17 protein-coding genes are annotated in these 15,514 nt (G+C 65.3%); 6 read left to right on the forward strand and 11 right to left on the reverse strand.

The window, feature by feature from the left end; translation table 11 throughout:
- The first annotated feature begins 87 nt into the window (after positions 1–87).
- Positions 88–837, forward strand: a complete 750-nt coding sequence (locus EJ073_RS08040) for a GntR family transcriptional regulator (protein ID WP_245455499.1) — start codon at positions 88–90, stop codon at positions 835–837.
- On the opposite strand, the gene EJ073_RS08045 is transcribed toward EJ073_RS08040, so the two are convergent.
- From EJ073_RS08045 to EJ073_RS08060, 4 genes are all read right to left on the reverse strand, one after another.
- Positions 764–1,921 carry a M20 aminoacylase family protein gene (locus tag EJ073_RS08045; protein WP_126055246.1) on the reverse strand — a complete coding sequence of 386 codons (1,158 nt, stop codon included), beginning with the start codon at positions 1,919–1,921 and terminating at the stop codon, positions 764–766. The two genes, EJ073_RS08040 and EJ073_RS08045, sit on opposite strands and share 74 nt — an antisense overlap.
- 137 nt (positions 1,922–2,058) lie before the next feature.
- Complete coding sequence (locus EJ073_RS08050) at positions 2,059–3,255, reverse strand: diaminopropionate ammonia-lyase (protein ID WP_126055247.1); 1,197 nt, start codon at positions 3,253–3,255, stop codon at positions 2,059–2,061.
- A gap of 211 nt (positions 3,256–3,466) precedes the next feature.
- Positions 3,467–4,702, reverse strand: coding sequence for a Zn-dependent hydrolase (locus EJ073_RS08055; RefSeq protein ID WP_126055248.1), 1,236 nt, complete (start codon positions 4,700–4,702; stop codon positions 3,467–3,469).
- A complete protein-coding gene (locus EJ073_RS08060) occupies positions 4,699–5,901 on the reverse strand; it encodes a diaminopropionate ammonia-lyase (RefSeq protein WP_126055249.1) in 1,203 nt (400 codons plus the stop codon). Before EJ073_RS08060 ends, EJ073_RS08055 begins: the two co-directional genes overlap by 4 nt.
- Positions 5,902–6,010: 109 nt before the next feature.
- Between EJ073_RS08060 and EJ073_RS08065 the strand changes: the two genes are divergently transcribed.
- Positions 6,011–6,484: an Lrp/AsnC family transcriptional regulator gene (locus EJ073_RS08065; protein WP_126055250.1), complete on the forward strand. Its 474-nt coding sequence runs from the start codon at positions 6,011–6,013 to the stop codon at positions 6,482–6,484.
- Positions 6,485–6,494: 10 nt separating this feature from the next.
- Here EJ073_RS08065 and EJ073_RS08070 read toward each other — a convergent pair whose 3' ends face one another.
- Positions 6,495–7,202: an SDR family NAD(P)-dependent oxidoreductase gene (locus EJ073_RS08070; RefSeq protein WP_126055251.1), complete on the reverse strand. Its 708-nt coding sequence runs from the start codon at positions 7,200–7,202 to the stop codon at positions 6,495–6,497.
- A gap of 301 nt (positions 7,203–7,503) precedes the next feature.
- On the opposite strand from EJ073_RS08070, the gene EJ073_RS08075 reads away from it, so the two are divergent.
- Positions 7,504–7,797, forward strand: a complete 294-nt coding sequence (locus EJ073_RS08075; RefSeq protein WP_126055252.1) for a hypothetical protein — start codon at positions 7,504–7,506, stop codon at positions 7,795–7,797.
- A 210-nt stretch (positions 7,798–8,007) separates the two neighbouring features.
- Here the strand turns inward: EJ073_RS08075 and modA are convergent, their stop codons facing one another.
- The 3 genes from modA to EJ073_RS08090 all read right to left on the reverse strand — a co-directional run bounded on the left by modA (position 8,008) and on the right by EJ073_RS08090 (position 10,393).
- Positions 8,008–8,700, reverse strand: coding sequence for a molybdate ABC transporter substrate-binding protein (gene modA / locus EJ073_RS08080; protein WP_126055253.1), 693 nt, complete (start codon positions 8,698–8,700; stop codon positions 8,008–8,010).
- A gap of 120 nt (positions 8,701–8,820) precedes the next feature.
- Positions 8,821–9,417 (reverse strand): YdeI/OmpD-associated family protein, encoded by a 597-nt coding sequence (locus EJ073_RS08085; protein WP_126055254.1) that lies wholly within the window; start codon positions 9,415–9,417, stop codon positions 8,821–8,823.
- Positions 9,418–9,490: 73 nt separating this feature from the next.
- A complete protein-coding gene (locus EJ073_RS08090; protein ID WP_126055255.1) occupies positions 9,491–10,393 on the reverse strand; it encodes a S1C family serine protease in 903 nt (300 codons plus the stop codon).
- Positions 10,394–10,618: 225 nt separating this feature from the next.
- On the opposite strand from EJ073_RS08090, the gene yghU reads away from it, so the two are divergent.
- A complete protein-coding gene (yghU, locus tag EJ073_RS08095) occupies positions 10,619–11,488 on the forward strand; it encodes a glutathione-dependent disulfide-bond oxidoreductase (RefSeq protein ID WP_126055256.1) in 870 nt (289 codons plus the stop codon).
- Between the two features lie 42 nt (positions 11,489–11,530).
- Here the strand turns inward: yghU and EJ073_RS08100 are convergent, their stop codons facing one another.
- The 3 genes from EJ073_RS08100 to EJ073_RS08110 all read right to left on the reverse strand — a co-directional run bounded on the left by EJ073_RS08100 (position 11,531) and on the right by EJ073_RS08110 (position 13,788).
- Positions 11,531–12,079 (reverse strand): YbhB/YbcL family Raf kinase inhibitor-like protein, encoded by a 549-nt coding sequence (locus EJ073_RS08100; protein ID WP_126055257.1) that lies wholly within the window; start codon positions 12,077–12,079, stop codon positions 11,531–11,533.
- Between the two features lie 144 nt (positions 12,080–12,223).
- Positions 12,224–12,487: a hypothetical protein gene (locus tag EJ073_RS08105; RefSeq protein WP_126055258.1), complete on the reverse strand. Its 264-nt coding sequence runs from the start codon at positions 12,485–12,487 to the stop codon at positions 12,224–12,226.
- 104 nt (positions 12,488–12,591) lie between these two features.
- A complete protein-coding gene (locus EJ073_RS08110) occupies positions 12,592–13,788 on the reverse strand; it encodes a PLP-dependent aminotransferase family protein (RefSeq protein WP_189347788.1) in 1,197 nt (398 codons plus the stop codon).
- Positions 13,789–14,218: 430 nt separating this feature from the next.
- Between EJ073_RS08110 and EJ073_RS08115 the strand changes: the two genes are divergently transcribed.
- Together EJ073_RS08115 and EJ073_RS08120 are read left to right on the forward strand one after the other, a co-directional pair.
- Positions 14,219–14,533 carry a GYD domain-containing protein gene (locus tag EJ073_RS08115; protein ID WP_126055260.1) on the forward strand — a complete coding sequence of 105 codons (315 nt, stop codon included), beginning with the start codon at positions 14,219–14,221 and terminating at the stop codon, positions 14,531–14,533.
- 23 nt (positions 14,534–14,556) lie between these two features.
- Complete coding sequence (locus EJ073_RS08120; RefSeq protein ID WP_126055261.1) at positions 14,557–14,853, forward strand: antibiotic biosynthesis monooxygenase; 297 nt, start codon at positions 14,557–14,559, stop codon at positions 14,851–14,853.
- Positions 14,854–15,514: the final 661 nt, after the last annotated feature.

Raw genomic sequence — 15,514 nt, forward strand, 5'->3', positions numbered from 1 at the left:
ATCGATTATCAAGACCATGCGCTGCAGTTGCGGAAAGGCTCTCTCTGCGGCTAGAGTGACCGCAAAGGACGCGGCAAGGACAAGAAAATGCTCCACGTGGCAGACTATGGCGGCAAGGAAGCCGACGTCGTTAAGGCGCTGGAGGAGGACATCATCTTCGGCCGCCTCGCGCCCGGCACACGGCTGGTCGAAGATGTGCTGCTCGGACGCTTCCCGGTGTCGCGCCACACCATCCGCCAGGCGCTCTACCAGCTGGAGAAACTGGGCGTCGTCACCCGCGAACGCAACAAGGGCGCGATGGTGAGAAGGCTGTCACCCGACGAGGTCAGGCAGATCTACGAGGTGCGCGAGCTCTTGCAGCGGCAGGCGGCGCTGATGATCCCGTTGCCGGCCAGCGATGCACTGATTGCGGAGCTGATGGAGATCCAACGGGTCTACAGCGCCCATGTCGACGCCCACTATCTGCGCGGCATCCACGAGGCCAATGACCGTTTCCACCTCACCATGTTCTCGGCCTGCGGCAACGACTACCTGGTGTCGTCGATCGACCACTACATGCGGCTCAGCCTGCCGGTGCGGGCGAACTCACTCGCCGATCCGCAGAAGCTGGAAGTCTCGCGCCAGCACCACTGGTTCATGATCGAGGCGATGAAGCGCCGGGACAACTGGGTGCTGGCGCAGCTCTGCGTCGACCATCTGCAGCCAAGCAAGATGTTCTATCTCGAGGCGATCGAGAAGGCGGGGATGGGGTTTAGGGGCCCTCTTACCCCGCCGCCAGCCGCCGCCGCACCACTGCCGCATGGAACCGCGCGCCATGGACCAGGCCTTCATCATTGAAATCATAGGACGGATTGTGCAGCGGTGCGGAGGCGCCGTTGCCGAGGAAGATGAAGCAGCCCGGCACATGGGCGAGGAAGCGGGCGAAATCCTCCGAGCCGGTCATCGGCTCGGCCGCGACGCCGACGGCATCGCCGGCCAGCACGCTCCGGGCCGCAGCAAAAGCTTCGTCGACCAGGCTTGCGTCGTTGACCAGCGGCACGAACTCGCGCGTGTAAGTGACTTCGGCGGCGACGTCATAGGCCTGCGCCGTGCCCTCGGCGATGCGGCGCATCTCCTTCTCGATCGCGGCACTCACCTCGGGCCGGAAACTCCTGGCGTCGCCGAGGATGCGGGCAAGGCCCGGCAGCGCGTTGCGGGTGCCGTCGGTGATCAGCTCGGTGACCGAAACGACGCCGATATCGGCGGGGCTCAGGCGCCGCGAGACGATGGTCTGCAGGTTGACGACCAGCGCGCAGGCGGCGACCAGCGTCTCCTGGCCGGCATGTGGACGCGCGGCATGGCCGCCGACGCCTTTCAGCACGATCTCGAAATTGTCCTCGGCCGACATGATCGGCCCGACGCGGGTCTCGAAATGGCCAATGGGCAGGCCCGGCATGTTGTGCAGGCCGAATATCTCCTCGAAGGGGAAGCGCTCGAGCAGTCCGTCGTCCAGCATGGCGAGCGCGCCCCTGCCCCATTCCTCGGCCGGCTGGAAGATGAAGCGCACAGTGCCGTCGAAGCCGCCTTCGGCGGCAAGCAGCTTTGCCGCGCCGAGCAGCATCGAGGTGTGGCCGTCATGGCCGCAGGCATGCATGGTGCCGGGTGTCTGGGAGCGGTAGGCCATCGTGCCCTGCTCGGCGATGCGCAGCGCGTCCATGTCGGCGCGCAGTGCGATCGCCCGGTTGCCGCTGCCCCTGGTCAGCGTGCCGACGACGCCGGTGCCGCCGATGCCTTCGGCGACCTCGAGCCCGAACGCGCGGAGTTTTTCGGCAACGAAGGCCGAGGTGCGCTTCTCCTCGAAGCCGAATTCGGGATGGGCGTGGAGATCGTGCCGCCACGCCGTCATCTCGCGGTGCAGTGCCTGCTGGTCGAGTTTGGCCATCGTCGCCCCTAAGCCTCTTCTTTACGCACTCGGACCGAAAGCTACGGCGAAGTCGCCGAGCCTGCTACGGCGAAGTCGCCGAGCCTGCTACGGCCCAAGTCGCCGAGCCTGACCGTCATATACTTTCCGGACTTGTTTCAGGCAGGCTGCATCAGCACGTCGTCCGGCGCCACGCCGACCAGTTCGGCATAGCGGCCGGGGTCGGTCGCCCCCTCGGAGTTGATGACGAGCACGCGCGAATGGGTGTCGAGGTCGAGTGCCGCGCGCATCTGCTTGTCGCCTGCCGCGCGGATCAGTCCGGCGAGCCCCGCACCGCCGCTTTCGCCGGAGATGATTGCCGGATCGTTGCCCAAGGGTCGCGCCAGCCGCTTCATCACGGCGACCGCATCCTCTTCCTCCACCGTCATGAAGGCATCGCCGACGCGCGCCAGCACGCGCCAGGCGACCAGTGACGGTTCAGCGCATTCGAGCATCGCCATCACCGTCGACTGCTGATGCGCGATCGTTGCCGGACGTCCGGCCTCAGCCGAGGCGTAGACGCAGGCCGAGCGCCCCGGCTCGACCACTACGGCCTTCGGCCGCCGCCCGCCGAGCATAATCGCCATATGGCCGGCGATCGCCGCGGCGAAGCCGCCGACGCCGGCCTGCAGGAAGACATGCGTGGGCGGCTCGGCCACCTGCCGCAGCGTCTCGCGCACGATCACCGTGTAGCCCTGCATGACCAGGCCGGGGACGCGCTCATAGCCCGGCCAGGACGTGTTGGAGACGATCTTCCAGCCGCGCTCGGCGCCGACGCGGGCGACTTCGCGCACCGCATGATCGTAGCCGCCCTCGACCTGCACGATCTCGGCGCCGAAGCGGGCGATGGCCGCGACACGCTCACGGCTTACGCCAGCATGGACGAAGATCACCGAGCGCGCGCCGACCAGGCCGGCGCCCTGCGCGACCGAGCGGCCATGATTGCCGTCGGTGGCGCAGACAAAGATCATGCTGGACGCGATCTCGCGCACCTTGGCGTCGTTGATCTCGCCGATATCGACGGTGCGGCCGAGCCACTTGCCTGCCTCCTCCAGCACCAGCCGTATGACCGCATAGGCGCCGCCCAGCGCCTTGAAGGAGCCGAGGCCGAGACGCTGGCCTTCATCTTTGACGTAAAGTGCGGCGATGCCGAGTTCATCGGCCAACGCCGGCAAGGCGTGCAGCGGCGTTTCGACATGGTTGTGCCGCGCCTTGAGATAGTGCTCGGCCCGCTCGCCTCCCGCCATGCCGAGGGACTCGGCATCGGCCGCAACCAACGGCTGGTTGTGTTCGGGACGTTGATTGAGCAGCAGCATGGCATTCTTTCTTCGAGGCACTGAACTTATTGGCGCGCGCGAAAATTCGCCGTCTAAACTCGCTGAATGATTGATTTTTGTTTCGGCCCGATGTCGCCGGATGCCAACCTCTGCAAGACTCGACGCCTTCGACGTGACTATTTTTGGTGGTGTCATGGCTTGGCAACACTGTGCCGCAGAAGCCGGCGATCCGCGTTTTCTGCTGCCGCGGTCAGTCGGCCGCCAATCTCGCGGCGACGCCGAGCAGGATGTTGGCTCCGGCAACCAGTTCGCCGGCGGCGGTGAACTCTGCCGGGTTGTGGCTGATGCCGCCCCGGCTCGGCACGAAGATCATCGCGGACGGCGCGATGCGCGCGATCATCTGAGCGTCGTGGCCGGCGCCCGAGGTGATGCGCCGGCAGGAAAGGCCGGCGGCTCCGGCAACCTCCTCGACCAGCGAGACGATGCGGGCATCGAAGGTTACCGGCTCGAAACGCGCCAGGCTTTCAGCCTGGACGGTGACGCCGGCGCTCGCGGCAAGGTGGTCGAGAAAGGCGGCGAGCGCCGCTTCCTCCTCGCGAAGGTGCGTTTCGTCGGGATCGCGGAGGTCGACGGTGAAGGTCGCCCGCGACGGGATGACGTTGATGGCGTTGGGCTCGAAGGCGATGGTGCCGACGGTGGCGACCGTCGGCGTCGGCGAGGCGCCGGCGCGGTCCGCCAGGAAGCCGATCACCCGCGCGGCGGCGACGCCGGCATCGCGGCGCATCGACATCGGCGTTGTGCCGGCATGGTTGGCCTCGCCCTCGATCGTGATGCGCTGCCAGGAAATGCCCTGCAGGTTTTCGACCGCGCCGACGGCGATGCCCTCGCGTTCCAGCACCGGCCCCTGCTCGACATGCAGTTCGACATAGGCCCGCGGCTTGAGGAAGCCGGGCTCGTGCCTGCCGGCATAGCCGATGCGCTCCAACTCCTTGCCCAGCACCGAGCCGTCGGTGCCGACCGAGGCCAGCGCCTCGTCAAGATCCCGGCCGCCGGCGAAGACCAGCGAGCCCATCATGTCAGGCGAAAACCGCACGCCCTCCTCGTTGGTGAAGGCCGCTACCACAAGCGGGCGCGCCGGCGTAAAGCCGGCCTCCTTCAAACTCTCGATCGCTTCGAGGCCGGCAAGGACGCCATAGCAGCCGTCATAGATGCCAGCGTCGATCACTGTGTCGATATGCGAGCCGAGCATGACCGACGGCTGGCCGGCATTGGCATCATCCTGCCAGATGCCGAAGATGTTGCCGATGCGGTCGACGGCGACTGCGAGCCCTGCGTCCTGCAGCCAGCTGACGAGGCGGTCGCGGCCGAGCTTGTCCATGTCGGAAGCGGCGACACGCACCAGCCTGCCCTGCGCATCGCGGCCAAGGCTGCCGAGCTCTTCGATGCGGCCAAGAAGACGGTCGGCGTTGATCGTCAGATTGCTCATGCCGGCTGCCTCGCCCGCGCAACCTCTTGCGGCGCCATCCCGACCAGGTCGGCATAGCGGCCGGGATCGGTCGCGCCTTCGGAGTTGATGATGAGCACGCGCGAATGGCTATCGAGGTGAAGCGCCGCCCGCATCTTGCTGTCACCGGCAGCGCGGATCAACCCGGCGAGCCCCGCCCCGCCGCTCTCGCCGGAGACGATCGCCGGATCATCGCCTGAAGGCCGGGCCAGGCGGTTCATCACCGAAACCGCGTCTTCCTCGTCCACAGTCATGAAAGCATCGCCGATCCGCGACAGCACGCGCCAGGCGACGAGCGAGGGCTCGTAGCATTCGAGCATCGCCATCACCGTGGGCTTGGTGTGCGCAATCGCGACCGGCCGTCCGGCCTTTGCGGTGGCGTAGACGCAGGCCGCCCGCGCGGGCTCGACAACGACTACCCTCGGGCGATGCTCGCCAAGCACGATGGCGAGATGGCCGGCCACCGCCGCCGCAAAGCCGCCGACGCCGGCCTGCAGGAAGACATGGGTGGGCGACTTGGGCAAGCGCCTCAGCGCTTCGCGCACGATCACGGTGTAGCCCTGCATCACCAGCCCCGGTATCCGTTCGTAGCCCGGCCAGGACGTGTCGGAGACGACGGACCAGCCGCGCTCGGCGGCGACGCGCGCGGCTTCCCTGACCGACTGGTCGTAGTCGCCGGCGATGCGCACGATCTCGGCGCCGAAGCGGGCGATGGCCGCCACGCGTTCGTTGCTGACACCTGAATGGACGAAGATGACGGACCGCGCGCCGACAAGGCCGGCGCCCTGCGCCACCGAACGTCCGTGATTGCCGTCGGTCGCGCAGGCGAAAGTCATGCCGGCGGCAATCGCCTTGACGTCAGCGCCATGCAGTTCGGCGACATCGACCGAACGGCCGAGCCGGTTGCCGGCCTCCTCCAGCACCAGATGCATGACGGCATAGGCGCCACCCAGCGCCTTGAAGCTGCCGAGGCCGAGGCGCTTGCCCTCATCCTTGATGTGGAGCGCACCAATGCCGAGTTCGCCCGCCAGCGCCGGCAGGGCGTGCAGCGGCGTCTCGGCCTGGCTGTCACGCGCGGCAAGGAAGCGCTCGGCCGCCTCGACGCCGGCGAGCCCAAGCATAGCGGCATCCTGCGGGGTCAGCGGATGGCGATGGTCCGGGTGGCGGTTGAGCAGGAACATGGATCGGCGTTTCTCCGTCTTGATGGCTGAAATTTATTGCAAAGCCGAGCGAGAAAGGCGCTCTATTTTGCCGCTTTAGATGCAAGTTTGTTTCGTTTTGGACCTCGCTATGTCCGTTTTGCCCGACCTCGACGCTTTCGACCGCGCCATCCTGGCCATCCTGCAGAAGGACAACACCACGCCGCAGCGGGTCATCGGCGCGACGGTCAACCTGTCGGCGCCGGCCGTGCAGCGACGCATCAAGCGCATGGAGGAGACCGGCGTCATCCGCGCCAATGTCGCGCTGGTCGACCCGGCCAAGGTCGGCCACCCGATCACGATCTTCGTCGAGGTGGAGGTCGAGAGCGAGCGCGCCGAGCTGATCGACGCCGCCAAGCGCGGCTTCGCCGAGGTGCCTGAAGTGCAGCAGTGCTATTACGTGACCGGCGAGGCCGACTTCATCCTGGTCGTCACCGTGGCGACGATGGCCGACTACGAGGCGCTGACGAGAAAACTGTTCTTCGAGAACAACAACGTCAAGCGCTTCCGCACGTTCGTCGCCATGGATCGGGTGAAGGTGGGGCTGGAGGTGCCGGTGGGGTGAGCAGATCCGCTCACCACGGCAGCCTTTTGACGTTGCGGAACAAGCCGCCGGTCGGGCCATCGTCCGGCAAGGTCGCGGCCCAGACGATGCCGGCCGCCCCTGGCGCGACCGGGCGGCCGTCAGGCTTGCCCTTGTCGGCCTCCACCCAGTCAGGGCTGATGGCGTTGACCAGGACACCGGCGCCGCGCAGTTCGGCCGCGAGGATGCGGGTGAGCGCATTGAGCGTCGCCCTTCCGGTCGCGTAGGCCGGCGCGCCGGCGTTCATCGAGGCCAGCGAACCAGCCTCGGGAGAAACGATGACCAGCCGGCCATGACCGGAGGCGCTGAGCAGCGGCACGAAGGCGAAGGCCATCCGCCAGGCGCCCACGACATAGGTCTCGAAGGTCTTGCCGCCCAACGTGCGGTCAGGCCTCAGCGCCCGAGCGGATAGGGCGTAATGGACGGCGCCGTTGTTGACGAGTACGTCGAGCCGACCGAAACGGCGCTCCACCTCGGCTGCGGCGAGGGCCGGTCCATCAGGCGCGGCGAGATCCAGCGCGATGGCTTCGACATTGCCGCCGAGCTTCCTCGCCGCCGCCTCGCCCTTGGCGAGGTCGCGCACACCGACGAGTACGGTGAAGCCGAGCGCCGCGAGCCGGCGGGCTGTCTCAAACGCGATGCGGCCGTTGCCGCCGGTGACGAGGGCGACCTTGCCGGAGTGATCTGTCGTGCCGGTCATGTTGTTCTCTCAAGCTCTTCGCAATCAGAATGCGACATTCCCTCTGCCGCGCCCAGTCGATTTGCTGGAATAGAATCCTTTCGTTGCACGATGCGGCACAGGAATGGACCCGCCAGTTCCCTTTGGGCGGCCCGGAACACCGCAGCCAGCAACGGCCCTCCCCGCCAGACACAATCCAGAAACAAGATTCAACAGTCGGGAAAAACTCGCGAAAAGACCGGGTGGCATAACCCGTTCCCGAAGCAGCCGAGTGCGGCCAGCGACAACCCGATATCGATCTTCGAAAAAGGAAATGCCGATTTTGAAAAAGACCCTCCTCTCCGTTCTCGGCCTGGCCGTCGCGCTCGCTTTCGCGGTGCCGGCACTCGGCACCACCGAAGCCAGCGCCGCTGCGACCACGGCTGCCGCAACCACCACGACCGCTGCTCCGGCCGCGGCCACCGCGACGGCGAAGCCCGCAGCCAAGGTCGCTCATCACAAGAAGCACAAGAAGCACCACAAGCATCACGCCCGCAAGCATCACCTGAAGAAGCACCGCAAGCATCACGTCAAGAAGCATCACGTGAAGAAGCACGTCGCCAAGAAGGCGGCCTAAGTCCCGACCCCTCCCATCGGGATGGTTTCTTCATGCCGGATGATCCCGCTCCCCTCGGGATCATCCCTCCCCCGGAAACGCCGCCCCTCACCGGGCGGCGTTTTCGTTGGTTCGCTCGACACGGGCTGCTGCCGGCCTCAGCAGCAGCCTGGCCAAGAAAGGCACTCATCAGATGATGCGATGATCCGATTGATACTTATCAGGCACGCTTTAGTGTCGCTCGACGCCCTTTGCCGCCAGGATGCCATCGACGGCTGGCGACATCAGAAATTCCGACAGTTGCCTGGCAGCTTCTGCGTCCGTTGAATGGGCGCTGATGCCGATGGCGAAATCAATGTAACTTTGGAGTTCTGCCGGAAACCGCCCGACAAGCATGACCTCGGGAGCGGCGGCGAGAATCGAAGTCACAGGCACCACCCCCAGCTCGGCTTCCCCTCGGCCTACGGCCGGCGCTGTCTGCCCTCCTGGTATGGCCACCAACTTGGGCTTCACCTCATCGGATATTCCCAAGCGTTCCAGCAGACCGGAGAAGTAGCCACCGCTGGTCCCGTCACTGGCGTAAGCGATTGATCTGGCGCTCTTCAACGCATGTCCGAATGCTTGCACGGACCCAATATCGAGCGCTCGACTGCCTGCCTTGGCCGCCACCCCCATTGCTATCCGGCCAAACGCGACCTGGCTTCCCGCCCTGACCTTTCCCAGGGCGATCAGATCCTCAACCAGGTGCGGATTGGTGATGACGAGGTCAAAAGGCTCCCCCGCCTCAATCTGCTTCTTTACCGTCGGATTGAGTTCCCACTTGACTGCAACGTTGAATCCTGTGGCCGTTTCGAACCGGGATATGAGAGAAAGGACGGCGGGGCGAACCGCAATTGCGCCAAAAAGCCGGATGTCCTGGTTCATGGCCTAACCTGAAATCGCTCGAGACGACCTTCCTTATAGTACGCATCCAAGCCTGCGCTCCAGGATCCGGCAATTCCATGCTCTGCCTTCGTGCCGACCTCCACTTTGGCGTGACGCGCTCTAAGCCCGCTTTTGCGGATGGATCGTCTCGCCGCGCTTCAGCATCTCGACGAGGTCGGCGATTTTCTTCCGGCGGCCGGCCTCGGTCTTCATGTTGTGGGTCCGGAAGGTGAGCGCGAAGCGGTTCTGGGCGCTGAGCCCAGCCAGCATCGCCTTCGCCTTCGGCTCGGCGTCGATGGCGGCCTGCAGATCCGGCGGGATGGTCATTTCCTTGGCCGAATAGGCGCGCGCCCAGCGGCCGTCGGCCTTGGCCGCCTCGACTTGCCTTAGCCCATGTTCGGTCATGCGGCCCTCCTCGACCAGGCGGGCGACATTGTCGACGTTGATCCTGCTCCAGGTGCTCTTTTTGCCGCGCGGCGTATAGCGCTGCAGGTAGCTCTTGTCGTCCAGGCTCTTGCGCACCGCGTCGATCCAGCCGAAGCACAGCACGACGTCGATGGCCTGCTTCGGCGTGATCGAGGGCAGGCCGGAACCGACCTTGTGTATCTTGATCCAGACCTCGGTCTCGCTGGCGTGGTGACGGGCGAGCCAGGCACGGAAGCGCTCGGGATCGGCGAATTCATGCACCTTGCCGGGATCGACTTTCACGGGCGGCATCAGACGGATCCTCGTTGCGCAGCGCCGAAACTGCCGATCTCCCCCCTTCTGGAGGAGATCGGCAGCTTCAACCTCACTGCAGATGCGGCTTCCTGAGAAAGCTGTTGCGGTCGGCGGATTTCACGCGGAGCCAGGTTTCGCGGCCGTCGCGCACCACCCTGAGCGGGATTTCGGAGCCGGCCGGGTTCTGCCAGAGCTTGCGGTAGAAGTCTGCCAGCCCGTCGACCTCGCCGTCCCTGACATCGGAGATGATGTCGCCCTGGCGCAGGCCGGCCTCGGCGGCGGGGCCGCCTTCGGTGACGCTCATCACCACCACCACGCCATTCGACTCAGCCGAGAAGGCGCCAAGCCACGGGCGCGGCGGTTTCGCCACCTGGCCGCGGGTCAGGAGATCGTCGAGGATCGGCGGCAGAAGGTTTATCGGCACGATCATGTTGATGTCGGCAACCTCGCCGGCACGGCTCATCTGCAGGCGCAGCGACCCGACCCCGAGCAGGTTGCCGACCTTGTCGAACAGCGCCGCCCCGCCCCAGGAAGGATGAGCCGGCGCGATGAAGATCGCCTCGTCGAGCAGGTATTCCCAATAGCCGGCGAATTCCTGCTTGGTGACGATATGGGCGCGCACGCTCTGGCCGATGCCGTCGACCAGCGACACGGCATCGCCAACGCTGGCCTTGTGGGCATCGCCCAACGCCACCGCAGGCAGGCCGAGCGGCGACAGCGCCTGCACCAGGCCGAAACCCGATTCCTGGTCGTAGGCTAGCGCATGCGCGGGCACGACGCGGCCGTCCTGGTCGGTCAGCCAGACCTCCTCGGCCTCAGTGATGAGATAGCCGATGGTCAGCACCAGCCCATCGTCGCGGATGACGACGCCGCTGCCCTCGCGGCGCGTGCCCAGCGTGTTGGCGGTGAAGGCATCGTCCGGAACCGTGGCGCGGACGGCCACGACGGAGCGCGAGATTTGTTCGAGGGTCATCGGTTCATCCTGGGGGGCGGTTTCTTCTATAGGTATGGCGGATGGGGTGAGGCGCAAGGGTTGCCTTTCCCTCTTCCCTTGCGAGGGAAGAGCTCAGCAGCGCTGGCCCAGATAATAGTTCAACAAATTTTGGACTTCCCTATTTGACGCGCGCCCGGTCGCACCTAAGTTTAGCTCGAACCGACCGATCAACCCGCGCCCCCGCCAAACCCTCAAGGCTCCCCCATGAACCAATACACCCCGCCGAAAGTCTGGACCTGGAACAAGCCGAATGGCGGCACTTTCGCCAGCATCAACCGGCCAATCGCCGGCCCGACGCATGACAAGGAACTGCCGGTCGGCAAGCACCCTCTGCAGCTCTATTCGCTGGCCACGCCCAACGGCCAGAAGGTGACGATCATGCTGGAGGAGCTTCTGGCGCTTGGCCACAAGGGTGCCGAGTACGACGCCTGGCTGATCCGGATCAACGAAGGCGACCAGTTCGCCAGCGGCTTCGTCGAGGTCAATCCCAACTCCAAGATCCCGGCGCTGATGGACCGCAGCGGCGAGAAGCCGATCCGTGTCTTCGAATCCGGCTCGATCCTGACCTATCTGGCGGAAAAGTTTGGCGCATTCTTACCGAAGGATCCGGCGGCACGGGCCGAAACCTTCTCCTGGCTGTTCTGGCAGATGGGCTCGGCGCCCTACCTCGGCGGCGGCTTCGGCCATTTCTACGCCTATGCGCCGGAAAAGATCGAGTATGCGATCGACCGCTTCGCTATGGAGACCAAGCGGCAGATGGACGTGCTCGACCGCAGGCTGGCGGAGAGCGAGTACCTCGCCGGACCGGACTACACGATTGCCGACATGGCGGTGTGGCCCTGGTATGGCGGGCTCGCCAAGGGCCGCATTTACAACGATTCCGGGGAGTTCCTGGCCGTGCAGGAATACAAGCACGTCCAGCGCTGGGCCGACGCCATCGACGCCAGGCCGGCGGTGAAGCGCGGCCGTATGGTCAACCGCCTCTCCGGCGACCCGGCCTACCAGCTGCACGAGCGCCACGACGCCAGCGACTTCGAGACGAAGACGCAGGACAAGCTGCTGGCGGCGGAATAGCTGAAGCTGCCGATCTCCCCGCGAGGGGGAGATCGGCAGCCTCTAGCGCTCATATGTATAGGTCACCGTTGCCGTGCCGAGCGACTGCGCCTTCGCGGCGGCCGCCACCGTCGCGGGAGAAGCGCTCGCCTTGGCGTGGAGCTTCGCCGCCTTGAGGGCATAGAGCGTGAAGACATAATGATGCGCGCCGCTGCCGGGCGGCGGGCACGGGCCGAAATAGCCGGCGCGGCCGATGTCGCCCTTGCCGAGCATGGCGCCCTTGGGTAAGCCCTTGCCGCCCTTCGAGCCGGCGCCTTCGGGCAATCCATTGGCGCTCGCCGGAATGTTCCAGGCCAGCCAGTGCCACCAGCCCTTGCCGCCGCCGGCATCGGGGTCGAACATGGTGAGCGCGTAGCTTTTGGTGCCGGCCGGCGGATCCTTCCAGTTCAAGGCGATCGAGACGCTGCCGCCAGTGCATCCGCCGGCGCTGTCGCCGATGTATCTGTTGTCCCACTTGCCGTCCGAGACGGATGAGCTGGAAATCTCGAAAGCCGATGCCTGGCTGGCGAAGCCTGACAGGGCAAGGGCGATGAGGCCAAAGCGTAGGGTCATGGCTTTCCTCTCCTTCTGGCTGATCCGCCCGCATTTTAGCCGAGAGGATCGGCTGAAGGCGTGCAACTTTGCGTGACGAGGATGGTGAATCGCCGAAGCTGCCGATCTCGGCGGCTTTGTCCTAGCGGCGATGGAGTTGGCGGCTTAAAGCACTGCCGCCGACAACAGCATGACGACGCCCACGCCTATCATCAGCAGGCCCGGCCAGTTCGGCGATAAGCCAAGGAAGCCCATCCCGCGCCGTCGCGGTTCGAGCGTCGGTCCAGGCGTTGCCAACCTTGAGGCGGAGCGGTCGGCGGGGGTGCCGAGCGGCGCCGGTTCGCTGAGCCGACCACGCCAGAGCGCCGCGCCAGCCATATAGACAACGCCGGCGACAACGAGCAACGCGCCGATGAGAATGACAGCCATCTCACCTCCAACTGTTTGAACGCTCTGCAATGAAACGGCCGGCATGCCCGGCGGGTTCCGGCGGCGGCATCCGAGCGCCCCTTCGTGGGAGATAGCGAGGCGTGCTACCCCAGCAGCTTCGCCAGCCTCGGGATCCCCTCGCCGACGGCGCGGCTGTCGGCCAGGGTGAAGCTCAACCGCAGTGTGTTGCGGCCGGTGCCGTCGGCATGGAAAGCATTGCCCGGCACGAAGGCGACGCGCGCTTCCCTGACCGAGCGGGCAAGCAGCGCCGTGGCGTCAGCGCCCTCGGGCAGCGTCACCCAGACGAACATGCCGCCATCCGGCCGGCTCCAGGTCACGCCCTCCGGCATGTTGGCCTCGAGCGCGCCGAGCAGGCCGTCGCGGCGGGCGCGGTAGGCGCCGATCAACTTTTCCACCTGCTGGTCGAAGATCGCCTCGGCGGCGCGATGCATGGCCACCTGGTTGATCGAGGGGCTGTGCAGGTCGGAGGCCTGCTTCATCAGCACCAGGCGCTCCACCACGCGGCGCGGCGCGCAGACCCAGCCGACGCGCATGCCCGGCGACAGGATCTTCGAGAAGGAGCCGCAATAAAGGGTGCGGGCATTGTCGATGCCGCCGGAGCGCTGGCAGTCCAGCGCCAGGATCGGCGGCACGCTTTCGCCGTCATAGCGCAGCGCGCGGTAGGCCGCGTCCTCGATGATCGCGATGTCGAGATCACCGGCAAGGTCGAGCACCGCCTCGCGCTGCTTGACACCCAGCGTCTCGCCGGTCGGGTTGGCGAAATCCGGCACCAGATAGGCGAATTTGACCCGCCCGCCGGCGGCCGCCGCGGCTGCGTGATAGGCCGCCGGCGTCATGTTGCCGCCGTCCGGCGTCAGCCGATCGTAGCGTGGCTCATAGGCGTTGAAGGCCTGCAGCGCACCAAGATAAGTCGGCCAGGTGACGAGTGCCGTGTCGCCCGGCGAGAGAAAGAGCTTGCCGAGATAGTCCAGCGCCTGCTGAGAGCCGGAGGTGATGAAGATGTTGCCCTCGTCGCAGGCGACGCCGAGCTTGCCCATCTGGCCGGCCAGCCATTTCCTGAGCGGCAGGTAGCCCTCGCTGACCTGGTACTGCAGGGCCGCGCCCGCCTCCGCGCCGCCGAGCACCGAGGCATAGGCTGCACTGATGGCGTCCGCCGGAAACAGCGCGGGGTCCGGAATGCCGCCGGCAAAGGAGATGATGTCCGGCTGGTCGAGCAGTTTCAGCAGCTCGCGGATTTCCGACGCCTTCATACGCGAAGCGCGCGACGCCAACAGGTTCATCAGGGTCAAGGCCCACCTCCCCGTGGATGGTCAATCTTGCTCGGGCACGATCTCGTCCAAAAGCGGTTCACGCTTTGCGAGATCATGCGCATTTAGGTCAATGTGGCTGACCTATTATCAGGCTCCCTCGCCGGTTGGAATAGCCAGAATGCCATTCCGCCAGGGAGAAAAGCACATTTTGGCGACCGCCGATGGAAGACTGTTGTGCCGCATGAGGCCCATTGCAACCGCGTCCACGGCGGGATTGTCGTCATATTAGAATAGGCGCATATTACTGCAACCGAAGCGAAGCTCCGGTTATGCACCGCCGTTGGCCTTGGCTGCCCAAGGCGGTCCACGGGCCACGTCAAATGTCAGTGAAAGGACAAGCAACCCGGTGCTGCTCAAACGATTGAGCGGCCCGAGACATTGTTATCTGGAGGAGATTCCCATGAAGGTCACCGTGTTGGCAAATTATGCACCCCACGCCGCCAAAGGACTGATGCAGGGCTCGGACCGGCAAGCTGCAGTCAATGCGCTGTTTGAAAGCGTCGGCGGCAAGATGACCGGCTTGATGTTCACGCGTGGCGCTTATGACGTCGTCGTCAATGGTGAGGTGCCGGACCAGGCTGCCGGGATGGGCATAGCCCTTGCGGTGCGGGCAAGCGGTTCGTTGAGCGACTTTGTCATCCTCGAAGAACTCGACATGAAGGCCGTGCTCGCGGCCGCCAACAAGGCCGCGGGCGTCTACAAGCCCGCCGGCTGATCGCAAACCGATCGGAGGAAACCATGACCGCCTACAATGTCGTGCGCTTTCGCACCAAGCCAGGCAAGGAACAGGCCTTCGTCGAGAAGCACAAGACCATCGCGCTCAACGCCGCGGGCTTTCGCAAGGGCGCCCTCATCAAGACCGGCGAGCGCACATTCTGCTTTGTCGGCGAGTGGAACGACATGGACAGCCTCGCCGCCGCGCGGCCGTCGATGATCGGCATTCTCGACGGGTTCCGCGACATGCTTGAAGATCTCGGCGGCGATCTCGGCGTGACCGACCCTGTATCGGGGGAAGTTGTTGCGGACATAAGCTAGGACGCCGCCAGATCGGCGATGGCCGGGCCGCCAGGCGCCCCGCCGGCATCGTTCGGCTGGACGCGCGGCGGCATGTCGTTCGCTGCGCGTAGACCTCGCAGCCTTAGAGCGGTTCAGCCTTTTGCTGCAACCACCGAACCGCTCCAAGCATTTGTTCTCACGGACGGTAGACCGCTGTTCCTGGAACTGCTTCAGAAGGGCAACCGTATCTCGTATGGCTGGACCGGTTCCGGACAGCTTTGGGCCGAGTGCGGCCAGTTGATGTCCTTCCGGGTTTCCGGGGGCAAGTCGTTCAATGCACGCATTGTGTGTTTGTGCCTGGAGGCGCGCTTGAGAGCGGCTACAAGCCTGCGAAGGCTTTTCAACATTGATATCCTCCGTATCGTAGCGGCGGAACGGGCAGTGTTGCCCTGTCACGCGACGCCAGTTTTGCGCCGCATGTGTATCCGACCGATTTCACGAGAACGGTGAAAGGCTTCACAAAAAGGCGCCGAGACGAAACATTTGCATGCAAATTAATTTGCGGCATCCGGCCGCGGCTGGCGTGCCACTTGGGATATCCAACACTTAGGCCGTCGGTTGAAGCGTTGATTCACCTGCTGGCGGGCGCGCCCTCATATCTCCGGTGCCTGCACATCCGAGCCGGTTTGCCGGTGGTCTG

Source organism: Mesorhizobium sp. M4B.F.Ca.ET.058.02.1.1 (genome assembly GCF_003952505.1).
Classification (GTDB): Bacteria; Pseudomonadota; Alphaproteobacteria; order Rhizobiales; family Rhizobiaceae; genus Mesorhizobium.

Excerpts from the sequence above, each read along its gene's own strand:
- EJ073_RS08045 (WP_126055246.1), bottom strand. The coding sequence starts at position 1,921 with ATGGCCAAACTCGACCAGCAGGCACTGCACCGCGAGATGACGGCGTGG.
- EJ073_RS08110 (WP_189347788.1), bottom strand. The coding sequence starts at position 13,788 with ATGAACCTGTTGGCGTCGCGCGCTTCGCGTATGAAGGCGTCGGAAATC.
- modA (WP_126055253.1), bottom strand. The coding sequence starts at position 8,700 with ATGAACCAGGACATCCGGCTTTTTGGCGCAATTGCGGTTCGCCCCGCC.
- EJ073_RS08105 (WP_126055258.1), bottom strand. The coding sequence starts at position 12,487 with ATGGCTGTCATTCTCATCGGCGCGTTGCTCGTTGTCGCCGGCGTTGTC.
- EJ073_RS08100 (WP_126055257.1), bottom strand. The coding sequence starts at position 12,079 with ATGACCCTACGCTTTGGCCTCATCGCCCTTGCCCTGTCAGGCTTCGCC.
- EJ073_RS08065 (WP_126055250.1), top strand. The coding sequence starts at position 6,011 with ATGTCCGTTTTGCCCGACCTCGACGCTTTCGACCGCGCCATCCTGGCC.
- EJ073_RS08115 (WP_126055260.1), top strand. The coding sequence starts at position 14,219 with ATGAAGGTCACCGTGTTGGCAAATTATGCACCCCACGCCGCCAAAGGA.
- EJ073_RS08085 (WP_126055254.1), bottom strand. The coding sequence starts at position 9,417 with ATGCCGCCCGTGAAAGTCGATCCCGGCAAGGTGCATGAATTCGCCGAT.
- EJ073_RS08090 (WP_126055255.1), bottom strand. The coding sequence starts at position 10,393 with ATGACCCTCGAACAAATCTCGCGCTCCGTCGTGGCCGTCCGCGCCACG.
- EJ073_RS08050 (WP_126055247.1), bottom strand. The coding sequence starts at position 3,255 with ATGCTGCTGCTCAATCAACGTCCCGAACACAACCAGCCGTTGGTTGCG.
- yghU (WP_126055256.1), top strand. The coding sequence starts at position 10,619 with ATGAACCAATACACCCCGCCGAAAGTCTGGACCTGGAACAAGCCGAAT.
- EJ073_RS08055 (WP_126055248.1), bottom strand. The coding sequence starts at position 4,702 with ATGAGCAATCTGACGATCAACGCCGACCGTCTTCTTGGCCGCATCGAA.
- EJ073_RS08040 (WP_245455499.1), top strand. The coding sequence starts at position 88 with ATGCTCCACGTGGCAGACTATGGCGGCAAGGAAGCCGACGTCGTTAAG.
- EJ073_RS08120 (WP_126055261.1), top strand. The coding sequence starts at position 14,557 with ATGACCGCCTACAATGTCGTGCGCTTTCGCACCAAGCCAGGCAAGGAA.
- EJ073_RS08070 (WP_126055251.1), bottom strand. The coding sequence starts at position 7,202 with ATGACCGGCACGACAGATCACTCCGGCAAGGTCGCCCTCGTCACCGGC.
- EJ073_RS08060 (WP_126055249.1), bottom strand. The coding sequence starts at position 5,901 with ATGTTCCTGCTCAACCGCCACCCGGACCATCGCCATCCGCTGACCCCG.